This window comes from Kitasatospora cheerisanensis KCTC 2395 (assembly GCF_000696185.1).
Lineage (GTDB): Bacteria > Actinomycetota > Actinomycetes > Streptomycetales > Streptomycetaceae > Kitasatospora > Kitasatospora cheerisanensis.
This window is the reverse complement of record NZ_KK853997.1, coordinates 6,344,359-6,363,768: the sequence shown is the minus strand read 5'-3', so window position 1 is coordinate 6,363,768 and position 19,410 is coordinate 6,344,359. Positions and strand designations below refer to the sequence as shown.

The 19,410-nt window shown below is 74.2% G+C and carries 17 protein-coding genes and 1 pseudogene; 9 read left to right on the top strand and 9 right to left on the bottom strand.

Annotated features, from left to right (window positions below):
• Nucleotides 1-30: 30 nt before the first annotated feature.
• From KCH_RS28630 to KCH_RS28605, 6 genes are all read right to left on the bottom strand, one after another.
• On the bottom strand, nucleotides 31-1,164 hold the full coding sequence (locus KCH_RS28630; protein WP_035867700.1) for an FAD-dependent monooxygenase: 1,134 nt from the start codon (nucleotides 1,162-1,164) through the stop codon (nucleotides 31-33).
• 62 nt (nucleotides 1,165-1,226) lie between these two features.
• Nucleotides 1,227-1,790, bottom strand: a complete 564-nt coding sequence (locus KCH_RS28625; protein ID WP_035867698.1) for a GTP-binding protein — start codon at nucleotides 1,788-1,790, stop codon at nucleotides 1,227-1,229.
• Nucleotide 1,791: 1 nt separating this feature from the next.
• Nucleotides 1,792-2,148: a DUF742 domain-containing protein gene (locus KCH_RS28620; RefSeq protein WP_035874244.1), complete on the bottom strand. Its 357-nt coding sequence runs from the start codon at nucleotides 2,146-2,148 to the stop codon at nucleotides 1,792-1,794.
• 44 nt (nucleotides 2,149-2,192) lie between these two features.
• Nucleotides 2,193-2,630 carry a roadblock/LC7 domain-containing protein gene (locus tag KCH_RS28615; protein WP_035867695.1) on the bottom strand — a complete coding sequence of 146 codons (438 nt, stop codon included), beginning with the start codon at nucleotides 2,628-2,630 and terminating at the stop codon, nucleotides 2,193-2,195.
• A complete protein-coding gene (locus KCH_RS28610; RefSeq protein ID WP_063750194.1) occupies nucleotides 2,627-5,329 on the bottom strand; it encodes a sensor histidine kinase in 2,703 nt (900 codons plus the stop codon). The genes KCH_RS28615 and KCH_RS28610 overlap by 4 nt, the downstream gene beginning before the upstream one ends.
• Nucleotides 5,330-5,908: 579 nt before the next feature.
• Entirely contained in the window at nucleotides 5,909-6,904 is a 996-nt protein-coding gene (locus KCH_RS28605) for a hypothetical protein (RefSeq protein WP_035867693.1), read from the bottom strand.
• Nucleotides 6,905-6,988: 84 nt separating this feature from the next.
• Between KCH_RS28605 and KCH_RS46260 the strand changes: the two genes are divergently transcribed.
• From KCH_RS46260 to KCH_RS28585, 4 genes are all read left to right on the top strand, one after another.
• A complete protein-coding gene (locus KCH_RS46260; RefSeq protein WP_051653555.1) occupies nucleotides 6,989-7,837 on the top strand; it encodes a TetR/AcrR family transcriptional regulator in 849 nt (282 codons plus the stop codon).
• An 88-nt stretch (nucleotides 7,838-7,925) separates the two neighbouring features.
• Complete coding sequence (locus KCH_RS28595; protein ID WP_035867691.1) at nucleotides 7,926-8,843, top strand: LysR family transcriptional regulator; 918 nt, start codon at nucleotides 7,926-7,928, stop codon at nucleotides 8,841-8,843.
• Nucleotides 8,844-9,037: 194 nt separating this feature from the next.
• Nucleotides 9,038-9,298: a hypothetical protein gene (locus tag KCH_RS43520; RefSeq protein WP_208865992.1), complete on the top strand. Its 261-nt coding sequence runs from the start codon at nucleotides 9,038-9,040 to the stop codon at nucleotides 9,296-9,298.
• Nucleotides 9,298-11,625, top strand: coding sequence for a collagenase (locus KCH_RS28585; RefSeq protein ID WP_208865991.1), 2,328 nt, complete (start codon nucleotides 9,298-9,300; stop codon nucleotides 11,623-11,625). The genes KCH_RS43520 and KCH_RS28585 overlap by 1 nt, the downstream gene beginning before the upstream one ends.
• A 52-nt stretch (nucleotides 11,626-11,677) precedes the next feature.
• Here the strand turns inward: KCH_RS28585 and KCH_RS38735 are convergent, their stop codons facing one another.
• Both KCH_RS38735 and KCH_RS45130 read right to left on the bottom strand, forming a co-directional pair.
• Nucleotides 11,678-13,093, bottom strand: a complete 1,416-nt coding sequence (locus KCH_RS38735; protein WP_244305471.1) for a hypothetical protein — start codon at nucleotides 13,091-13,093, stop codon at nucleotides 11,678-11,680.
• Nucleotides 13,094-13,182: 89 nt separating this feature from the next.
• Nucleotides 13,183-13,467, bottom strand: a pseudogene (locus tag KCH_RS45130) (TetR-like C-terminal domain-containing protein); the annotation flags it as partial.
• Nucleotides 13,468-13,749: 282 nt separating this feature from the next.
• Here KCH_RS45130 and KCH_RS28570 point away from each other — a divergent pair.
• From KCH_RS28570 to KCH_RS28555, 4 genes are all read left to right on the top strand, one after another.
• Entirely contained in the window at nucleotides 13,750-14,787 is a 1,038-nt protein-coding gene (locus KCH_RS28570; RefSeq protein ID WP_035867687.1) for a hypothetical protein, read from the top strand.
• Between the two features lie 148 nt (nucleotides 14,788-14,935).
• Entirely contained in the window at nucleotides 14,936-15,217 is a 282-nt protein-coding gene (locus tag KCH_RS28565) for a hypothetical protein (protein WP_035867684.1), read from the top strand.
• A gap of 270 nt (nucleotides 15,218-15,487) precedes the next feature.
• Nucleotides 15,488-16,435 carry a GlxA family transcriptional regulator gene (locus KCH_RS28560; RefSeq protein WP_035867682.1) on the top strand — a complete coding sequence of 316 codons (948 nt, stop codon included), beginning with the start codon at nucleotides 15,488-15,490 and terminating at the stop codon, nucleotides 16,433-16,435.
• 136 nt (nucleotides 16,436-16,571) lie between these two features.
• A complete protein-coding gene (locus tag KCH_RS28555) occupies nucleotides 16,572-17,201 on the top strand; it encodes a DJ-1/PfpI family protein (RefSeq protein ID WP_035867681.1) in 630 nt (209 codons plus the stop codon).
• A gap of 32 nt (nucleotides 17,202-17,233) precedes the next feature.
• Here KCH_RS28555 and KCH_RS28550 read toward each other — a convergent pair whose 3' ends face one another.
• Nucleotides 17,234-17,902, bottom strand: a complete 669-nt coding sequence (locus tag KCH_RS28550) for a DUF4241 domain-containing protein (protein ID WP_035867680.1) — start codon at nucleotides 17,900-17,902, stop codon at nucleotides 17,234-17,236.
• A 276-nt stretch (nucleotides 17,903-18,178) separates the two neighbouring features.
• On the opposite strand from KCH_RS28550, the gene KCH_RS28545 reads away from it, so the two are divergent.
• Nucleotides 18,179-19,276 carry a hypothetical protein gene (locus KCH_RS28545; RefSeq protein WP_051653554.1) on the top strand — a complete coding sequence of 366 codons (1,098 nt, stop codon included), beginning with the start codon at nucleotides 18,179-18,181 and terminating at the stop codon, nucleotides 19,274-19,276.
• Nucleotides 19,277-19,410 lie beyond the last annotated feature (134 nt).

Here is a 19,410-nt window from a genome sequence, read left to right as displayed (position 1 = left end):
GGCCCCCTTCGCGTGCGCGCCGACGGTGGGTCAGTAGGGCTTCACCAGGACGTGCGCGGCGCCGGGGATGCCGACCTTGAGGAGCTCGTCCTCCTCCGGCGTGGTGGGCGTGCCGGTCTCCTGCTTGAGCACGGCCCGGGACAGCGACTGGACGAACATCGCGCGCGGGCGGCGGCGGTCCTCCCAGGCCCGGAGCGCGGCGGGCACCGTGTCGGCGGCGTCGAGCTCCTGGGCGAGCACCAGGGCGTCCTCGACGGCCATCGCGGCGCCCTGCGCCAGGTGCGGGGTGGAGGCGTGCGCGGCGTCGCCGGCCAGCACCACCCGGCCGACGTGCCAGGGCGCGTCGACGGTGACCTGGGAGATCCGCGAGTAGACCACGGCGGACGGGTCGGTGATCGCGGCGAGCGCCTCGGCGACCGGGCCGGTGAAGCCGGACAGCCGCTCGGCGAGCTGCTCGTGGGCGCGCTCCGGGTCCGGGCGGAAGTCCTCGGTCTCGGCGACCACCGAGCCGAGGTACATCAGCTCGTCGGTGATCGGGGTGAGCAGCGCCTTCGCGGCCAGGTTGCCGGTGCTCATCACCACGCCCTGCACCTCGGGCTGCCGGGGCACGGTGACCCGCCAGTTGGCGAAGCCGGTGTACTCGGGGCGGAAGCGGTCGCCGTACAGGCGGGTGCGCAGCGGGGAGCCGATGCCGTCGAAGCCGACCACCAGGTCGTAGCGGCCGGTGTGGCCGTCGGACAGGGTGACGTCCACGCCCTCGCCGTCGTCGGCGAGTTCGGCGATGGTGGTGCCGAAGCGGACGGTGGCACCGGCCCCGGTGGCGGCCCGGCCGAGGACCTGGGCGAGCGCGGGGCGCGGGATGCCGTTGTTGGCGGGGGCCTCGTCCATCCGCGGCTGCGGGATCTTCGCCAGCGGGTTGCCGGCGGTGTCGCAGATGGTCAGCACCTCCCACTCGTAGCCGGCGGCCAGGCACTCGTCGAGGATGCCGAGTTCGCGCATCACGTGCAGGGCGTTGGACGGCTGGATGATGCCGACGCCGAGGGCGTCGAACTGCTCGCGGAGTTCGGCGACCTCGACGGTGTGGCCGCGGCGGGCCAGCGCGGTGGCGAGGGCGAGACCGCCGATGCCGCCGCCGTGGACGAGGACGCGCAGGGGTGTTGCCATGCTCTCTCCGGTGGATTCGGGGGACGGCCGGGCGGGGGGAGCGCCCGGCTCTTGGGGAGGGGTCAGCCGACCGGCAGCGCCATCAGGTGGTCGACCAGGGCGAGCAGCACGTCCCGGCCGAAGGTCCGCTCGCGGACGTCGCCGACCAGCATCGGCACGTGCGGGTCGAGGTCGAGCGCGGCCCGGATCTCGTCGTCGCTGCGGGTGTTGACGCCGTGGAAGCAGTTGATCGCGACCACGAAGGGGATGTTGCGGCTCTCGTAGAAGTCGATCGACGCGAAGCTGCTCTCCAGCCGCCGGGTGTCGGCGATCACGACGCCGCCGAGCGCGCCGTTGACCAGGTCGTTCCACATGAACCAGAACCGCTCCTGGCCGGGCGTGCCGAACAGGTACACCACCAGCTCGGGGCTGACGGTGATGCGCCCGAAGTCCAGGGCGACGGTGGTGGTGGTCTTCTGGTCGACGCCGGCGAGGTCGTCCACGCCGACGCTGGCGGTGGTGAGGTACTCCTCGGTGCGCAGCGGGGCGACTTCGCTGACGGCGCCGACCAGGGTGGTCTTGCCGACGCCGAAGCCGCCGGCGATCAGGATCTTGACCGCGGCGGCGCCCGCCTGAGTGGTCGTCATCTCAAAGCCTCCTCAGTCCCTCACGTACAGCGGCCAGCAGGCCGCGGTCGGCGCCGCCCGCGGCCCGGGCCACCGAGATCGGGGCCCGGGCGGTCAGGAGGCCCTGCTCGACGAGGTCGCCGAGCAGGATCTTGGTCACCGACACCGGCAGGTTGAGGTCGGCGGCGACCTCGGCGACGGCGGCGGGGGTCCGGCACCGGCCGAGGATCATCCGGTGCTCGGGCTGGAGCCGGCCGGGCCGGATCGGCGCGCCGTACGCGTCGACCGGCTCCTGGACGCTGGTGAGCAGGGTGATGAGGGTGAACTCGTCCCGCTCGGGCGCGGTGCGGCCGCTGGTGATGGTGTACGGGCGGACCATGCTGTCCGCGCCGTCGTCCTCCTCGTCCTCGTCCCAGTAGGAGGTCACCCGCGCTGCCCGCCCCGGGCGCCGAACGCGTCGAAGTCGCCGCGCTGCGGGGTGCTGAGCTTCTGGCCGACCTGCTGGACGAGGTTGTGCATGGCCAGCGACATGACCTCGGCGTCGACGTCCTGGGAGGCGACGACGGCGAGGTGGGTGCCCTGGCCGGCGGAGATGACGAACAGCCACAGGTCGGCGAGTTCGACGATCACCTGGTGGACGGGGCCGCCGGCGAAGAGCTGGCCGACGCCGCGGGCCAGGCTCTGCTGGCCGGTGGCGACGGCGGCCAGCCGCTCGGCGTCGGAGCGGTCGATGGAGCGGGAGTGGCTGACCACCAGGCCGTCGTCGGAGAGCAGGACCGCGAGTCTCGTCCCGGCCACCTGGTCCACCAGGCCGTCCAGCAGCCAATCGAGGTCCTGGTGGGTGGCGATTGTGCGCGTCATGACCGGTCTTCTCTCGTCGGGATGGTGTGGGTGTTCCAGCTGTCGCCGGGCTCGGGCCGCTCGCCGGGCTGCGGTGTGGTGTCCGCAGCCGGCCGGTCGGCTCCGGCCCGCGCCTCTCTGGACCGCCGCTGGAACGCACCGACCGCTGCTCCGGCCCGTCGGGGGGCCGGTCGGAACAGCGGGTTCTCGTCCCAGCGCGGCGGAGCGGGGGCGGCCGGCGCGTTGGCCGGGTCGATCCGCAGCTCGTCGACCAGGCTGGCCTGGCGGATGCGGCGCGGCAGTGGCGGCTCGGCGGCCGGCAGCGCCGGGGTGAGCGGCACGTACGGGGCGGGCGCCGCCGGGTTGGGCGCGGGGTAGCTGCCGGGGGCGGGGAACGGCGAGGCCTGCTCGAACTGTCCGGTCCGCTCCGCCCAGTTGTCGTTGCCGGCCGGTTCGGGCCGGTACGGCGCGGGCAGCCCGTACGGGGCGGGCTCGCCGGCCGGCAGGCCGTACGGGGCGGGCTGCTGCTCGGCGGCGGGCAGCGCGGCGGGGAAGGGCTGCTCGTGCCCGGCCGCGTCGTGCTCCTCGGTGCGCCCGCCGAACAGCTCGTGCTGCGGGAACGGGTCACCGGCCGCGTACGGGGCCTCGACCTGCGGGTAGGCCGCGTCGGCCGGCTGGTAGGGCGCCTCGGCCTGCGGGTACGTCAGGTCCTCCGGTGCGGCGTGCAGTTCCAGCAGGGCGGCGTCCTGCTCGGGCGTCGTGGCGGTGATCGCGGTGACGCCGGCCAGTGCCTGGCCGCGGGTGCGGGTGGGCAGTCCGCCGGTGGGCGGCGCGGCGACCAGGGTCGGGCGGGCCGTCGGGTCGGGGACGATCAGCTCGTCGGGGACGAGCACCACGACGCGGGTGCCGCCGAACGCGGACTGGCGGAACTCGATCCGCAGGCCGTTCTGGTCGGCGAGCCGGGCGACCACGTAGAAGCCGAGGCGGATGTCGTCGCCGCGGGCGAGCACGTCGGCCCGGGGCGCACGGGTCATCAGCAGGTTGGCCTCGTCGATCTGTTCGTCGTCCATGCCGAGTCCGCGGTCCTCGACCTCGATGGCGACGCCGCGGCTGACCCGGCCGGCCCGGACCTCGACCGGGTTCGGCGGGCGGGAGAAGCTGAGCGCGTTCTCGATCAGCTCGGCGAGCACGTGGGCGACCGGGCCGACGGCGCGCTCGGACAGCCAGGGGCTGCCGTCCAGGTCGATGACGACCCGTCGGTAGTCCTGCACCTCGCCCTGGGCGGCGCGCATCACGTCCAGCAGCGGGACGGGCTTGCGCCAGCGGCGGTGCGGGGTGCCGCCGGCCAGGATGACGAGGTTCTCCTCGTAGCGGCGCAGGCGGGCGGTGAGGTGGTCGAGGTCGAAGAGGCCGTCGAGGATCTCGGGGTCCTCGTGCTTGCGCTCCAGCTCGTCGAGCTTCTTCAGCTGCTGACCGATCAGCAGCTGGGTGCGGCGGGCGATGCGCTGGAGCAGGCGCTCGTAGGCGCGGTGCTGCTCGGCCTGCGCGACGGCGGCCTGCAGGGCGCTGGTGCGGGCCAGGTTGAACGCCTCGCCGAGCTTGGCGAGTTCGTCCTCGGTGCGGGCCCACGGGTCGCGCTCGATGGCGCGGGCCTGCTCCTCGACGTCGATCTGCTCGCCGCTGCCGAGCCGTTCGACGACCTCGGGCAGCGAGTTCTGGAGGTCCTCGGCCTGCTTCTGCAGCCAGCCGATGCGGCGGCGCAGGGTGCGGGTCAGGCGCCAGGTGGAGACGGCGACCGCGACGACGGCGATCAGGCCGACGACGCTGGTGAGGATCAGCCGGAGGGCGAGGCTGATGATGCTGCTCTTGCCCTCCTCGACGACCGCGGCGGTGCGGAACTCCATCAGGTTGACGAGCGGCGGGTTGATCGCGTCGATCGACTGGCGCCAGGCGTCCTTGTCGGTGGCCAGCGGGATCCGGCCGCCGCGGTCCGCGGCGACCGGCTTCAGCAGGTCCTGCTCGGCGCGGGCCTTGGCCTGCCAGGCCTGGGAGGCGGTGATCTGCTGCCACATGGCGGCCTGGTCGGCGGGCAGGTTGGGCGCGACCTTCGTCCCGAACTGGAAGTCCTGTTCGTTGACGGACTGCCGGACCTGCTGGTACTCCTCGACGGAGAGCGAGCCGGTGGGCCAGCCGCGGGCGAGCAGCGCGTCGGTGCGGGAGATCATCTCCTTGCCCCAGAACAGGTCGACGAGCGGCTGCGAGATGGTGGTCATCCTGCCGTTGTCGACGTGGCTGAGTGCCGCGAACAGGCGCAGGTCGACCGCGATCAGGTCGGTGTAGTAGCCGTACACCGCGGCCTGCTGCTGGTCGCCGCCGCTGTCCACCAGGGCGCGCTGCGCGGGCAGCTGGTTGATCGCCGCCCGGGCTTCCCGGACGGCGTCGCGGACCTCGCCCGGAGCGCTGTCGGCGGCCACGCCGGACAGCTTCTGGAAGGTCTGCACGGCCGCGTCGGTCTTCGCGCGCTGGGTGCGCAGCGCGTCGGTGACGCCGGCGTGCGAGGCGAGGACGTCGGCGCTCAGGCGCCGCTCCTCCTGCAGGTTGTAGTAGACGATGTTGGACGGCTGGCCGGCCTCCTGCGCGAGCAGGCCCTGGGCGGCCTGGCGCTGGAAGTCGAAGAGGAGCTGTCCGCTGGTGACCGCCCACAGGGCGGCCAGTGCCACTCCAGGGACGATCGCCAGCACGAGCAGGGTCGCCCGGAGCGACAGCCGGCCCGTGATGATCCGCCGAGACGCGCGCGTGCGCAGGGCATTCTCCTTGGAGACGAGGCCAGTCGTTCAGAACTGGTCGAATCTGATAAGGACTCTGACGGATGGATCTTAGTATCACCGTATAACGGCCGGAAAAGCCGCTATGGCGGTCCGGCGCCCGCACGGCACCACCGCGGTGTCCCAACATCCGTACCGGTCGGGCGAGATGAGCAACCCGATGGCTCAACGCCCCGCTGCTCGACGGCTTTTCACCGTACGACCGACCGGGCTCGCGCGAACTGCCCGGTCCAGCACCGGAACTGAAGCCCCGACCGGTGCCGAACCGGCCCGCGAACCATCCGTCAGGGCCGCCGGCCGAGCCGTTCGGAGTCTAGCGCTCCCCTCGCCGCTCGGAGAATTGACCTTGTCAGAACTTCGCGGGAACCGGGCCTGAACGGTCGGAATCGCCCCGAACCGTCCAGGAATCGCCCGGAACGATCGGGGCCGCCGTTCTCCCGGACGTTCCCTGACGTCCACTCAACTGTCGACCGGTCAGCTCCCGGAGCCCGCCCGCAGCCGGGGCCCGAGTTCGGCGATCAGGCCGCGGTACGTCTCGAACGCGGGCTTGCGGGTGTGGTCGTCGCGCAGCAGGCCGAAGCCGTGGAACAGGGAGGCGCCGCGGCTGTCCGCGTCCCGCAGCGCGAACAGCGTGTACCCCTCGATGTTCAGCGCCGCCGCCTGCCCGGCGACCGCCCGGACCACCGCCTCCAACGCCCGGGCCTGCGCCTGCTCGGTCCGCCCGGGACCGGTCGGCCAGCCGTTCTCGGTGATCCGGATCGGCACCCCGGCCCCGATGCCCGCCCTCGGCAGGTCGCCGTGCCGGAAGCCGTGCAGCACCCAGGCCGTCGCCTCCGCCAGCCGCTCCGCCGGGACGGGGCGGAACACGTCCGGGAAGAAGTCCAGCCCGACGTAGTCCAGCGCGTCCAGGAAGCGCCGGTCGGCGAGTTCGCCGAGCGCGTCCCAGAACGGCGCGTCCGGGCCGAAGGTCGGCACCGCGTTGAAGCCGACGGCGGCGGACAGGCCGAGTGCCCGCACCTCCTCCTTGGCCGCGACCACGCCCGCCACCAGCGCCTCCCGCACCCCGGGGATGCTGCCGTCCAGCACCGGCAGGTCGGCGTTGGGCTCCTCGCAGATCTGCACCGAGCCGAGCCGAGCCCCGAGTTCGCGCACCTGCCCGCGCACGAACGACTCCCAGCCGTCCCGGCCGCCGGTCGGCTCGCGGAACTGCAGCACCAGGTCGACCTTCCGGCCCGGCCGCCCCAGGTACGCCTCCCAGCCGTCCGGGGTCTGGGCCGGCGCGGCCACCGTGGCCGCGAAGGACCGGTACACCCGGACCAGGAACTCGCCCTCCGCGCCCTGGAGTTCGTCCAGCGCCTCGGCCACCGCCCGCGGATCGTCAGGGCGGACCGGGTGCAGGATGCCGCGCTCGTCGCCGAGCAACGCCCCCGGGTAGATGCCGAACCTGAACTGCCGCCGTCCGTCGTCCACTTCGCCCCCTGGCTGGATATTCTTGGTGTCACACCAATTTTTCAGTGACCCTACCATTCGGCGGAGTTCCCTAGCATGGAGCCCATGGGCCTTCGTGAGACCAAGAAGCAGCAGACCCGGACCGCCATCGCGGACGCCGCCCTGCCGCTGTTCCTCGACCGCGGCTTCGACCGGGTCACCGTCGCCGAGGTGGCCCGGCACGCGAACGTCTCCACCAACACGGTCTTCAACTACTTCGCCACCAAGGAGGACCTGTTCTTCGACCGGCAGGCCGAGGTGGAACAGCACCTGGCCACCGTGGTCCGCGAACGCCCGCCCGGCACCTGCCCCGTGGCCGCGATCCGCGACGACCTGCGCACCGCCCTCGAAGGCGGCCGGATCCCCGGCGACGCCGCCTTCTTCCGCGCCGTCGAGGCCAGCCCCGCGCTGCGCGCCCGCGAACGCGAGATCGCCGAACACGCCGAGACCGCCCTCGCCGCCGCCCTCCCGCCGTCCCCGCCACCCCCTACCTCGCCGCGGCCCTCACCGCCACCCACCGCGCCGCCCACCGCGCCCTCCGCCACCACCTCCTCGCCGGCCACCCGCCGCACCCCCTCCCCCACGACCTCACCGCCACCGCCACCACCGCCTTCGACCGGCTCTGCCGCTGCCCGCAACACCCCTGACGGCCCAGCGGACGGAGGCGGCGGCGGGCGCCGCTCCCCGACCCACACCCCGCGCGGCGGGACTCCCGACACCACCCGGGTGCGCCCCCGTCGCACCGGCCCCGCACCCCTCGCCCGCTGCGCGTTCTTTCTCCCGCACCTCCTGCGCCTCCAACGCCCGCTCCGCGCAGCGGGGTTCGTGGCGGCACTCCCCCGACCTCGCCGTGCCGCCGGGTTGCGGGACTTGACGTGGCTGTGTCGGGAAGCGAAGGTGAGCCGCACCATCTGACATGTTGCGTGTGAAATTACACCGCCAGCCCCACGCCCCTGCCGACGGCGTGCCCGTGGCGGCCCGCACGCGAGGAAGGGCCGGGGGCATGGAGTTGGAGCTGCGGCATCTGCGGGTGCTGTGCGCGATCGCGGACACCGGCAGCGTGGGCCGCGCGGCAGCGGCCATCGGGGCGTCCCAGCCCGCGACGAGCACCCAGCTGCGCAGGATCGAACGGCATCTGGGCGCGGTCGTGTTCGAGCGGACGGCGGCCGGCGTCGTGCCGACGACCTTCGGGGCGGAGGTCCTCGCCGCCGCCCGCGAGGTGCTCGCCCGGGTCGACCGCCTCGGCCACTCCGTTCCCGCCTGCGGCGAGCGCCCGCACCGGGAACTCCGGCTGGCCGCCGACTGCCCGGCACTGCTGCCCGGCACGCTGGCCCGGGCCCGGCAGCTCCGCCCGGAGCTGCGGTTCTCGCTTCCGGCCGCCCCGGACGAGCCGTTCGATCTCGCGCTGGCCCTGGACCACCCGAGTTCCGGCCTGCGCCCCACCCCGGCCCTCGCGGCGCGGGTGATCGCCACCGAGCCGCTGTTCGTCGCGCTCCCCGCCGCCCACCCGCTGCGCCACCACGCCGAGCCGGCCCTCGCCGATCTGGCGGCGGAGACCTGGCTGCTGCCCGTCGCCGACCGGAAGGCGTTCCGGGCGGCCTGCGAGTCGGCGGCGTTCGCCCCGGCCACGGTCCATCAACTGCCGCAGGGGCGGCGGGAGGTGCTCGACCTGGTGGCGGCGGGGCTGGGCGCGGCGCTGGTCCCGGCGAGCACGCCGCCCACGGCGGGGGTGCTGCTCAAGCCGCTGCTGGGCGCGCCGCTGTGGCTGCGGTACGTGCTGCTGTGGCGGCGGGCCGCTCTGGGGCCGGGCCTCGCGGACACCCTGTTCGGTGCGGCGACCGCGGCCTACCGTGAACTGGCCGCCGAGGCACCGCACTTGCACAGCTGGGCCGGCCGCACCTTCCGTCCGCCGCGCACCTGACGGGCCGCGGGGCGGCGCACCGGCACCAAGAATTCCCCTCCCGTGTTATGCCTCGCAAGGCAATGTCATATGACCTGTGACATTGTTCTGCCGCCCGATCCGGTGCCACGATGCATGCGCCCGGACCTCGTTCGATCCCCCGGGCCCCACGCCTCCCCACCCCCTCCCCAGCCCCCACAGGAGAAGCAGTGCGCGTGCGCATACCCCTCCCCGCGCTGACGGCCGGCCTGCTGGCCGGTTGCGCCACGGCGGCCACCCTGCTGCCTGCCCAGGCCTTCGCGGCCACCGCCGGGCCGGCGAAGCCCGCCGCCCCGCTCACCTCCCCGGTGGGCGACCGGAGCGCCCCGGGCGGCGCCGTCCCGAAGCCGCTCGGCCCGATCGTCGCGGCGGCGCAGCCGGACTCCCCCGCCCCGGTCTCGGCCCCGCTGCCCCGGCCCTGCTCGGCCAGGTGGTGATGGGCCAGCCCGCCGGGACCACCGTCCAGACCACGCCCCGCCCCGCCGAGTCGCACGCGAAGCAGCAGGCCCTCAGGGGCACGCTGGCCGCCCAGACCTGCACCGCGGCCGACTTCGGCAGCCGCTCCGGCGCCGACCTGGTGGCGTACGTCAAGGGATCGACCACCACCTGCATCGGCACGCTGTACAACGTGACGGGCAGCGACGCGGGGGCGATCTTCAAGCAGGCGAACATGCTGACCGTCGCCAACGCCTTCAAGGACCTGGCGGCGACCTACGACGGCACCAACGGCTCCAACATCCTGCAGCTGGTGCAGTTCCTGCGGGCCGGCTACTACGTCCAGTCCTACAACGCGGGCGCGGTGGGCAGTTACGGCAGCGCGCTGACGACGGCCACCAGGGCGGGCCTGGACGCGTTCTTCGCGGGCCAGCACTGGAAGGACGTCTCGGACGCCAACGGCGTCGTGCTGTACGACGTCCTGGTGCTCACCGACAGCGCCAACGTGCAGGCGAGCTACCTGAACACGTACAAGCAGGTGCTGAACGGCTACAACAACGGCTACAACGCCTTCCCGAAGATGGTGAACGCCGTCAACGCGGTGCTGTTCGCGCCGCTGTGGCGCGGCAACTGGAACACCGACTTCGTGAACGCGCTGAACGCCGACACCAGCCTGATCAGCACGCTCGGCACCTTCACGCTGAACCACAAGGACCTGCTGGGCACCGCCAACTCCTTCCTGGAGGTCAACGCGGGCAACGACCTGGCCCGGATGTCCGGCGACAGCGCGACCGTGGAGGCCGCCACCCGGCCGTTGGTCAAGCAGATCCTCGACTCCACCCCGATCGTCGGCGCGGGCGGCCCGCTGTACGTGCACGTGGCGTTCCAGTCCAACGAGTTCAACAGCGGCCAGTGCTCGACCTTCGGCATCTGCGACCTGCCGAACAAGCTGATCACCGCGGTGCTGCCGAACGTCCTGGTCTGCGACAACAAGACGCTGCGCGCCCAGGCGCTGACGGTGGCCCAGCTCCAGCCGGTGTGCGAGAGCCTGCGCGGCGAGGACGCGTTCTTCCACAACCTGGTGAAGGACAACGGGCCGATCCCGGGCCAGTTCGGCACCACCCTTGACCTGCCGGTGTTCGCCAGCGCCGCCGACTACCAGACCTACTCGTGGGCGATCTGGAACAACTCCACCGACAACGGCGGCGTGACCCTGATGGACCCGACCGACCCGGCCAACAAGCCGGTGTCGATCATGTACCAGAAGTCGTGGAACGACGACTTCCCGGGCAACGTGTGGAACCTCAACCACGAGTACACGCACTACCTGGACAACATCTACGACATGAAGGGCAACTTCACCACCGAGACGTCCGTCCCGGACATCTGGTGGATCGAGGGCGTCGCCGAGTACGAGTCTTACGCCTACCGCGGGGTGACGGACACCCAGGCGATGGCCGAAGCCGCCAAGCACACCTACAAGTTGAGCACCATCTTCCAGAACACCTACCTGAACTCGGACTCCACCCGGGTCTACCCGTGGGGCTACCTGGCCGTGCGGTACATGATGGAGAAGCACCCGGCGGACGTCACGGCCATGCTCGGCCACTTCCGCACCGGTGACTACCAGGGCGGGTACGCGGTCTACAACAGCCTCGGCACCTCCTACGACGCCGACTTCGACGCCTGGCTGACCGGCTGCGCGGCCGGCGCCTGCTTCGCCACCGGCCCGACCGCGCTGTTCGACCAGTCGGTGAACGGTGCCACGGTGACCCTCACCGACCGCTCGGTGGTCACCAACTCGCCCGCGCAGCTGGTCTCCTGGCACTGGACCTTCGGCGACGGCAGCTCCTCCGACGAGCGCAACCCCTCGCACACCTACGCGAAGGCCGGCACCTACACCGTCGCGCTGACCGTCACCGACTCCACCGGCCGCTCCACCTCGACCCCGGCCGGCGTGACCGTCGCCACCGGCAGCGGCGGCGGCACCACCCTGCCGACCTGCACCGACCAGCGCGCCGACGCGATGGGCCAGAACTGCCAGCGCACCGGCCGCACCCGCACCGCCGGCAACGTCGACTACCTGTACGTGTACCTGCCCGCCGGCACCAGCACCCTGAAGATCACCACCAGCGGCGGCACCGGCACCGCGTACCTGTACTACAACGACTCCACCTGGGCCTCGCCGAGCGCGTTCACCGCCTCCTCGACCACGCCGGGCAGCACCACCCAGTCCATCACCGTCACCAACCCGTCGGCCGGCTACCGCTACCTGAGCCTGTACGCCGCCACCGACTTCAGCAACGTCACCGTCGCCACCCAGTTCTGACGCTCCCCCACCTGCCGACGGGCAGCCGCGGTCTCCCATCCGCGGCTGCCCGTCAGCCGTTCCCGCCCCCGAGCCGACGCGCCGCCGCGGCCCGCACGTCCTCCGGCTCCACCGGCGAGTCCCGCAACTCGGCGAGCCGGGAACGCAGTTCGGGCCCGTCGGGGGCGTGCTCCACGGCGAACAGGCGGGCCCTGTACTCGCAGTCCCACAGCGACTCGGTCAGCTCCGCGCCCGCCCCGCCGGGCCGTATCGCCGTCAACGCCCGCAGGTAGGCGGGGCGTTCGTACGAGTGCGGGGTCTGCGCCCAGAACCGGTGCAGCGCCGGCGCGGCCCCGGCGGCGGCCGGGCCGAAGCGGGCCAGGCCGTCCGCGAGCCAGTCCGGCCCGCACCAGACCCGGTCGGCCCACTCCCGCTCCAACTCGGCCAGCAGCAGCGGGAGATCGTCCTCCTCGCCGTGCCGGGCGAGCACGCTCAGGCCGAGGCCGGACAGCCAGGGCCGGGAGGAGAGCGCCCAGCCGCGGGCGTCCGCGAGGGCGGCGACCCCGAGTCGCTCGACCGCGCGGCCCAGCCACGGCAGGCCGCGCTCGCCGAGTTCGGCGGGTGTGGTGGTGTACAACTCCGGCACCAGCGGCAGGAGTTCCGGGACGGGCGGGCGGCGGGCCAGGGCCGCCACGGCCGCCGAGCGCTCGCCCGGGTGGCTTCCGCCGTCGGCCAGCACCGCCAGCAGCCGGGCGGTGTCCGAAGCCGCCGGGCGATCGCGTCGCACCGGGCGCGGCCGCGGCGGCTCGGGCAGCAACTCCCGCCACCGGAGCCAGGGTTCGCCGCTCGGGTACTCGGGCTCGGCTCCGTCCAGGCGGCGCAGCGCGACCTCGGCCAGGTCGTCCCACCAGGGCGCCGGGCAGCGTTCGGCGAGGGTGTCGAGCACGCCCTGCCACCACCGGCCGTGCCGCACGTACTGCCGCAGCGCCTCCCGGGCCTCCACCGAGCCGGTCAGCGCCAGCGCGGCGAGGATCTGGTCGCCGCGCTCGTGGGCGTGCTGGTCCTCGCTGTCCAGCAGTTGCCGCAGCGGGTCGAGCGGCAGCGCCAGCGCGCCGACCAATTGGGCCAGGTAGTCGTGGCGGGCGTCGCTCTGCCGGTCGTACCGGGTGTCCCTCCGCAGGCAGTCGAGCACCGCCTCGCGGCCGGCCTCCCGCTCGCGCAGCGCCCACACGTACCCCGCGCCGCGGCCCCGTTCGAGCGCCCCGCGCCCCGTGTCGGCGGGTGCGTACCGCACCGTGTCCTCGTCCACGACCGTCGAGCATGCCCGGGGCCCGCACCCGCCCGCGACCGGTTTTCCGCCCGGACCCTCAGCGGGCGCCCCGCGGCCGCGCACCAGCGGCAGGAGGACCTCCTCGACGATCTCCACCAGGACCTCGTCGGGGACGGCCGGGACGCCGCGCAGCAGGTACTCGGTGCGCAGCAGGGCCATGGGCGTGGCGGCGACCCGCGGGTGGACGGCGGCGGCGGGGCCTCGCCGCGTTCGGCGGCGTTGGCGAGGACGGTCAGCCAGGCTTCGTCGAGCGGGTCGGGGCGGTCGGGGTCGCGGAGGGCGGCGAGGAGTTCGGGGGCGCCGCCGGCGGCGGCGAGCAGGCCGCGCAGGATCTCGCCGTAGGGCGAGGACCAGGTGCGGTTGGCGCGGCGCAGCAGGTCGAGGGCGTCGGCGCGGAGGCTGCCGGTGTCCGGCGGGCGGGTCTCGGCGTCGGCGAGGCGCCGGTACGCGGCGATGCCGAGCGCGGTGCGGTGGGGCCAACGGCGGTACAGGGCGTTCTTGTTGGTGCCGGCCCGGCGGGCGACCTCGTCCATGGTGAGTCCGGCGACGCCCTGCTCGAGCAGGACTTCGCCGGCGGCGGCGAGGATCGCGTCCTCGAGTTCGGCGCCGCGCCGCCTGGTCGCTGCCACCTGCCCACCTTCTTCGCTGTCGTTCTTCGCGGCCCGCGGCCGTTCGTGCGGCCTGCTGCCGTCTGCCCCGCGCGCTGCCGGTCTCCGTGCGAATGGTACGTCCCGCCGAAACAAGGTACCGGCCGTACCCAATTCGCCGTAAGGTACCTGCCGTACCCTGTTCTGCGAGGAGAGGACGGCTTCGCCGTGCGCGTTTTCGGCATCACCTACGACACCGGCTTCCGCAGTGCCGGCACCACCACCCGGGAGCCCTTCGACCCCGAGACGGTCCGCCGCGAGATGCTGGTGATCCGTCAGGAACTGCACTGCGACGCGGTCCGCGTCACCGGCGCCGAGCCGGACCGGCTGGAGACCGCCGCCCGGTACGCCGCCGACGCCGGACTGGAGGTCTGGCTCTCGCCGTTCACCAACGGGCTCACCCGGCCCGAACTGTTCGACCTGCTGGTGGACTGCGCCGGGCGGGCCGAGAAGCTGCGGGCCGGCGGCGCCGAGGTGGTGCTGCTCACCGGCTCCGAGATCTCGCTGTTCACCGACGGCTTCCTGCCCGGCGGCGACTACCTGGAACGCGCCGGCGTGCTCGCCGACCAGGCGCGCTTCCGCGCCCTGCTGCCCGAACTGCACCGCACGGTCAACGCTTTCCTGGCCGAGGTGCTGGCCGCCGTCCGCCCGCTGTTCGGCGGCCCGATCGGCTACGCCTCGCTGCCGTTCGAGGGCGTCGACTGGGCCCCGTTCGACCTGGTCGCCACCGACGCCGGCTACCGCGACGCCACCAACGCCGACCGGCTCCTGCCCGGCCTGCGCACGCTCACCGGCCACGGCCGGCCCGCCGCCGTCACCGAGTTCGGCTGCGGCAGCTTCACCGGCGCCGCCGCACTCGGCGCGCGCGGCGACCGCGCCGTGGTCTTCGACGAGCACGGTCGAGCGGCCCGGTTCGCCGAGCCGCTCGACCGGAACGAGCAGGAGCAGGCCGACTACCTGACCGACCTGCTCGCCGCCTTCGAGCCCTCCGGCCTGGACGCGGCCTTCGTCCAGACCTTCGCGCACTACCACCTGCCGGGCTCCGACGACCCCGAGCGGGACTTCGACCGCGCCTCCTTCGGCATCGTCCGCCCGCTGCCGCCGGGCCGGACCTCCACCACCCACCCCGGCCTGCCCTGGGAACCCAAGGCCGCCTTCCACGCCCTCGCCGCCCACGGCCGCGACCGGCTGCGCCGCCGCCCCTGACGACCCGTCACCCCGGCCCGCCCGCACCCGTGTGCCGTCCCCGGTTCGAGGGACTGCGGCCGCGATTCCGGGACGGCCCGGGCGGGCGGGGAATCCATGGCGCGGAAGGGCGCCTACCCGTTGCGCGCCCTCGGAAGGGAGAACAGTCATGCGTCGTCGGATCGCGGCGGTCGGGTTGCTGGCCGCCACCGGAGTGCTCGCACTCGCCGTCCCCGCGCAGGCGGCCACGGGCGTGCTGGTGGTGGACGGCGTGGCCCAGCACAACCCGGCCCGGGGGTGCTACCCGACCGTGTCGCCCGTCGTCGTGGAGAACCTCACGGACGCCACGGTCGACGTGTACTCCGCACCGAACTGTCAGGGCACCCTGATGCGCTCGGTCGCCCCCGGCATGTCCGCCGCGACCCTCGGGTTCAGCTACTTCGTCAACTGACCCCGCCCGGCCGCAGATCCGGGCCGCCGCCGCTCGACGCCGTGCGGGACGCCTCGACCACGAGACCCCGCACGGCACGCCGGCGCCCCGGGCAGGCGACGTCTCGCTCCCGCCTCGAACGCTCCAGACGCCCCGGCCGCCAGGTCGCCCGGCGAGCGGTAAGGGCGGCCCGAGCTGACGATCCCTCGACCCGCACCTCGCGGGGGCGGCGGCAGAAAAGGTGGGGTATCCGTCATTGCTGCCGTGCAGGGGCGCTGCGAGGCTGGACGCATGGCTGATCGCAGCGTGCTCTTCGTGCTCTTCGACGGGGTGCAGAGCCTCGATGTCACCGGACCGCTGGAGGTGCTCTCGGCGGCGGCCGGCTACCGGATCCGTACCGCCTCGCCCGGCGGCCTTCCGGTGCGGACGGGCAGCGGGCTGCGGCTGCTGCCCGACGAGGACCTGGCGCAGGCGACGGCCCCGCACACGCTGATCGTTCCCGGCGGGCCCGGAACCCGCCGCCCCATGCCCGAACTGGTGGCCAGGATCGCCGAGTTGGCCGAGGGCGCGGCGCGGGTCGCCTCGGTGTGCACCGGTGCGTTCCTGCTCGGCGAGGCAGGCCTGCTGGCCGGCCGGCGCGCCACCACGCACTGGGCGTACAGCGAGGCGCTGGCCCGCCGCTTCCCGGACGTCACGGTCGAGCCGGACCCGATCCACGTCCGCGACGGGCGGGTGGCCACCTCCGCCGGGGTGACGGCCGGCATCGACCTGGCGCTCGCCCTGGTCGAGGAGGACCTCGGCCGCGAACTCGCCCTCGGCATCGCCCGGCACCTGGTGATGTTCCTGCGCCGTCCGGGCGGTCAGGCCCAGTTCTCCACCCAACTGGCGGCCCAACTCGCCGTCCGGGAGCCGCTGCGCGAGGTGCAGCGCTGGATCACCGAACACCCGGACGCCGACCTGTCCGTGGAGGCGCTGGCCCGGCGCGCCTCGCTGTCGCCCCGGCAGTTCGCCCGGGTCTTCGTCGCCGAGACCGGCACCACCCCCGGCCGCTACGTGGACGGCGTCCGGCTGGAGGTGGCCCGCCGCCGCCTGGAGGACAGCGACGAGGGCATCGAACAGATCGCCCGCCGCAGCGGCTACCGCAACCCCGAGGCGATGCGCCGCGCCTTCGCCCGCACCTTGGCCGTCAGCCCGCTCGACTACCGCCGCCGCTTCCGCGCGACGCCCACGACCGCCTGACCGACCGCCCCCTGACTCCCCGACCGCCCCAGACCGCACGCCCCACGCCCCCACGCCCCACGCCCACGCCCCACGCCCCACGCCCCACGCCTGCTGATGATCCGACTGATCCGACAATGCACCGGAGAGGCATCCGATGAAGATCGCCATCCTGCTCTACGACCGCTTCACCGCGCTGGACGCCGTCGGCCCGTACGAGGTGCTGTCCCGGATGCCCGGGGCGGAGGTGGTGTTCGCCGCCGAGCGCCGCGGGCCGGTCCGCGGCGACGTGGGCAGCCTCGCGCTCACCGCCGACGCCGCGCTCGACGAGATCACCGCCGCCGATCTGCTGCTCGTCCCGGGCGGTCCGGGCTCCCGGGCTCAGCACGAGCGCCCCGAGGTGCTGGAGTGGCTGCGGGCGGTCGACGCCGGCACCACCTGGACCACGTCGGTCTGTTCCGGCTCGGTGCTGCTGGCCGCGGCCGGGCTGCTCACCGGTCGCCGCGCCACGACGCACTGGGCGCTGCCGCCGGCGCTGGCCGCGTACGGGGCCGAGCCGGTCGAGGAGCGGGTGGTGTTCGACGGGAAGTACGCCACCGCCGCGGGCGTCTCGTCGGGCATCGATCTGGGCCTGCACCTGGCCGGGCTGATCCACGGTCCGGAGACGGCTCAGGGCATCCAGTTGCTCATCGAGTACGACCCGCAGCCGCCGTTCGACGCCGGCTCGACCAGGACCGCGCCGCCGTCCGTGGTCACCGCCGTCCGGAGCCGTCTCGGCGCGCTCTGAGGCCGGCCGCGCCCCTCGCAGCCCGGGCCCGGTCACGCCTCGACGGGGCCGCGTCCGGGCTGCCGGACGACGAAGAACTCGCTGACGAAGCCGGTGACTTCACCGTCGGCGGTGCGGCCGACCCAGGTCGGGTAGTGGCCGTCGCCCCAGCCGGTGGCGAAGGCCACCATGACGTGGCCGGTGGCCGGTTCGGTGACGGTGGCCGGGTGGTGCCCGGCGTCGAAGATGGCGTCGACGACCGGGTCGGAGTCCCGCTCGACCAGCTCGCCGATCGGGCCGACGGCGGACGCGTCCAGGAAGCAGCCGGTGCCGGCGTCCACGCCGTAGCCGAAGAAGTCGCCCCGGCCGAGCCGTGCGGCGTCCTGCCCCTCGCTCAGCGCCAACTCCCAGTGCGCGGCGGGCCGGTCGCCGATCCGCAGCATCGCGGCGGCGATCCGGGTGTCGGCGGAGCCGGGCCCGTAGGCGTCGCGCACCTCGACCACGGCGAGCGTCACCGGGTAGCTGCCGGGCGGGACTTCGGCGAGGAAGGGCTCGTTCTCGTCCAGCAGCCCGATCACCGGGTCGCACGCCACCACCCGCCCGGTGGGCAGCGCCAGCACCGCCTCGGGCAGCGCGACCACGGTGGCCGTGCGGTCGCCGCCGCAGTCGTACTGGCTGCCTGCCGTGAACAGCCGCGCCACGTCGGGGGCCGCAAGGGGCATCGGGGGCTCGCTCTCGTTGCTGTCGTCGCTGCTGCTGTCGTTCCGGTGGCTCCGGTCGCTCCGGTGGGCACCGGTCGTTGCCGTGCGCTCCGGCCGTCCGTGGTCGCCAACGGCCCGGGAGCGAAGAAACATTCCGGGCGGATCATCGGACGAACTCCCCGCGCGCGGGCCACCACGGTAGCGCCCCGCCCGGACCCGCCCCGCAACAGGTCCCGGCGGCCCGCGCACCCGGAGGCGCGTGCCCGCGGCCGCCTGCGGTGGGAGATCATTCTCGGCATGACCCCGGTTCTGGTGTTCGGTATCGCCATGGCGCTCGCGCTGCTGACGCGTCGGCGGTGGAGCGGTCCGTCCGTACCCGGCCCGGTGCCGCCGCCGGTCGCCGCCACCCCGCCCGGCTTCGCCCCGGAGCGGTACGGGCTGGTGCCGAGCGCCGAGTTGGACCCGGGCCGGGCGGGGCCGCCGCTGCCGCTGCTGCGCCGCAAGGAGCTGGAGGCGCTGGCCGACTCCTGCCTGGCCGGCGGCTGGCGGGCCGCCGACGCGTACGTGACCGCGGCCGGGGAGAACTGGGACGAACGCTGGGCCCGGCTGGACTTCCTGACCCGGGTGGCCGCCGAACGCGACGCCTGGCTGACCGCCTGGCGGGAGTCCGGCACCGAGGCGTGCGCGGCCTCCACCGTGTACGCCCGGCTGCTGGTGCAGCGGGCCTGGGAGGTGCGCGGCAGCGCCTTCTCGCACCAGGTCCCGCCGGAGCGGATGGCCGAGTTCCGGGCGCAGTTGGCCGCCGCGGAGGCCGCCGCCCGGCAGGCCGCGGAGCTGGACCCGCGCGACCCCGGGCCCTGGGTGGTGCTGGTGACGGTGGCCCGCGGCACCGGGGTGGGACGGCGCCGGTTCCGGGCGCTGTGGCAGGAGTTGACCGTCCGGGCCCCGCACCACGTGGCCGGGCACTGGCAGGCCATGCAGTACTGGTGCGCCAAGTGGCACGGCAGCGACGCGCTGATGCTGCGCTTCGCCGAGCGCGCTGTCCGCACCGCCCCGGCCGGCTCCCCGCTGCCCGGCCTGTACCTGCAGGCCCTGACCGAACTGGAGCAGCGGCACGGCCTTCCCGGCCTGCCCGACGCGGGCCGGCTGCGCGAGCTGCTGCCCGCCGTGGCGTCGGCGCTGGCCGCCGTCCCGGCGCCGCACGACCAGGTCCCGCTGCTGCGGCACCTGTTGGCGCACTTCGCGCTGGTGTCCCGTCAGCCCGCGCTCGCGCTGGACCAGTTCCGCGAGCTCGGCCCCTGGTGCGGCGCCCACCCGTGGACCTCCGCCGCGCACCCCGTGCGCGCCTTCGACCACGCCCGCGCCGTCGCCGCGACGCACGCCGTCGGCACCTGACGCCGGGCGCCCGCGGCCCGTCCGGCCGACCCCGGTGACGAGGCGCGTGACCGCCCCCGGGTTCGGTCGTTATCCCCGGACGTGAGTGCCGAGCCCTGGGCCCCGACGGGCGTCCGCGACGAAACGATTCAGCA

Bases quoted from the DNA above. Each gene is read 5' to 3' on its own strand.
- KCH_RS28620 (WP_035874244.1), bottom strand. From the start codon at position 2,148: ATGGTCCGCCCGTACACCATCACCAGCGGCCGCACCGCGCCCGAGCGG.
- KCH_RS28615 (WP_035867695.1), bottom strand. From the start codon at position 2,630: ATGACGCGCACAATCGCCACCCACCAGGACCTCGATTGGCTGCTGGAC.
- KCH_RS28565 (WP_035867684.1), top strand. From the start codon at position 14,936: ATGCGTCGTCGGATCGCGGCGGTCGGGTTGCTGGCCGCCACCGGAGTG.
- KCH_RS46260 (WP_051653555.1), top strand. From the start codon at position 6,989: ATGGGCCTTCGTGAGACCAAGAAGCAGCAGACCCGGACCGCCATCGCG.
- KCH_RS28595 (WP_035867691.1), top strand. From the start codon at position 7,926: ATGGAGTTGGAGCTGCGGCATCTGCGGGTGCTGTGCGCGATCGCGGAC.
- KCH_RS28550 (WP_035867680.1), bottom strand. From the start codon at position 17,902: ATGCCCCTTGCGGCCCCCGACGTGGCGCGGCTGTTCACGGCAGGCAGC.
- KCH_RS28625 (WP_035867698.1), bottom strand. From the start codon at position 1,790: ATGACGACCACTCAGGCGGGCGCCGCCGCGGTCAAGATCCTGATCGCC.
- KCH_RS38735 (WP_244305471.1), bottom strand. From the start codon at position 13,093: ATGGCCCTGCTGCGCACCGAGTACCTGCTGCGCGGCGTCCCGGCCGTC.
- KCH_RS28545 (WP_051653554.1), top strand. From the start codon at position 18,179: ATGACCCCGGTTCTGGTGTTCGGTATCGCCATGGCGCTCGCGCTGCTG.
- KCH_RS28555 (WP_035867681.1), top strand. From the start codon at position 16,572: ATGAAGATCGCCATCCTGCTCTACGACCGCTTCACCGCGCTGGACGCC.
- KCH_RS28630 (WP_035867700.1), bottom strand. From the start codon at position 1,164: ATGGCAACACCCCTGCGCGTCCTCGTCCACGGCGGCGGCATCGGCGGT.
- KCH_RS28560 (WP_035867682.1), top strand. From the start codon at position 15,488: ATGGCTGATCGCAGCGTGCTCTTCGTGCTCTTCGACGGGGTGCAGAGC.
- KCH_RS28585 (WP_208865991.1), top strand. From the start codon at position 9,298: ATGGGCCAGCCCGCCGGGACCACCGTCCAGACCACGCCCCGCCCCGCC.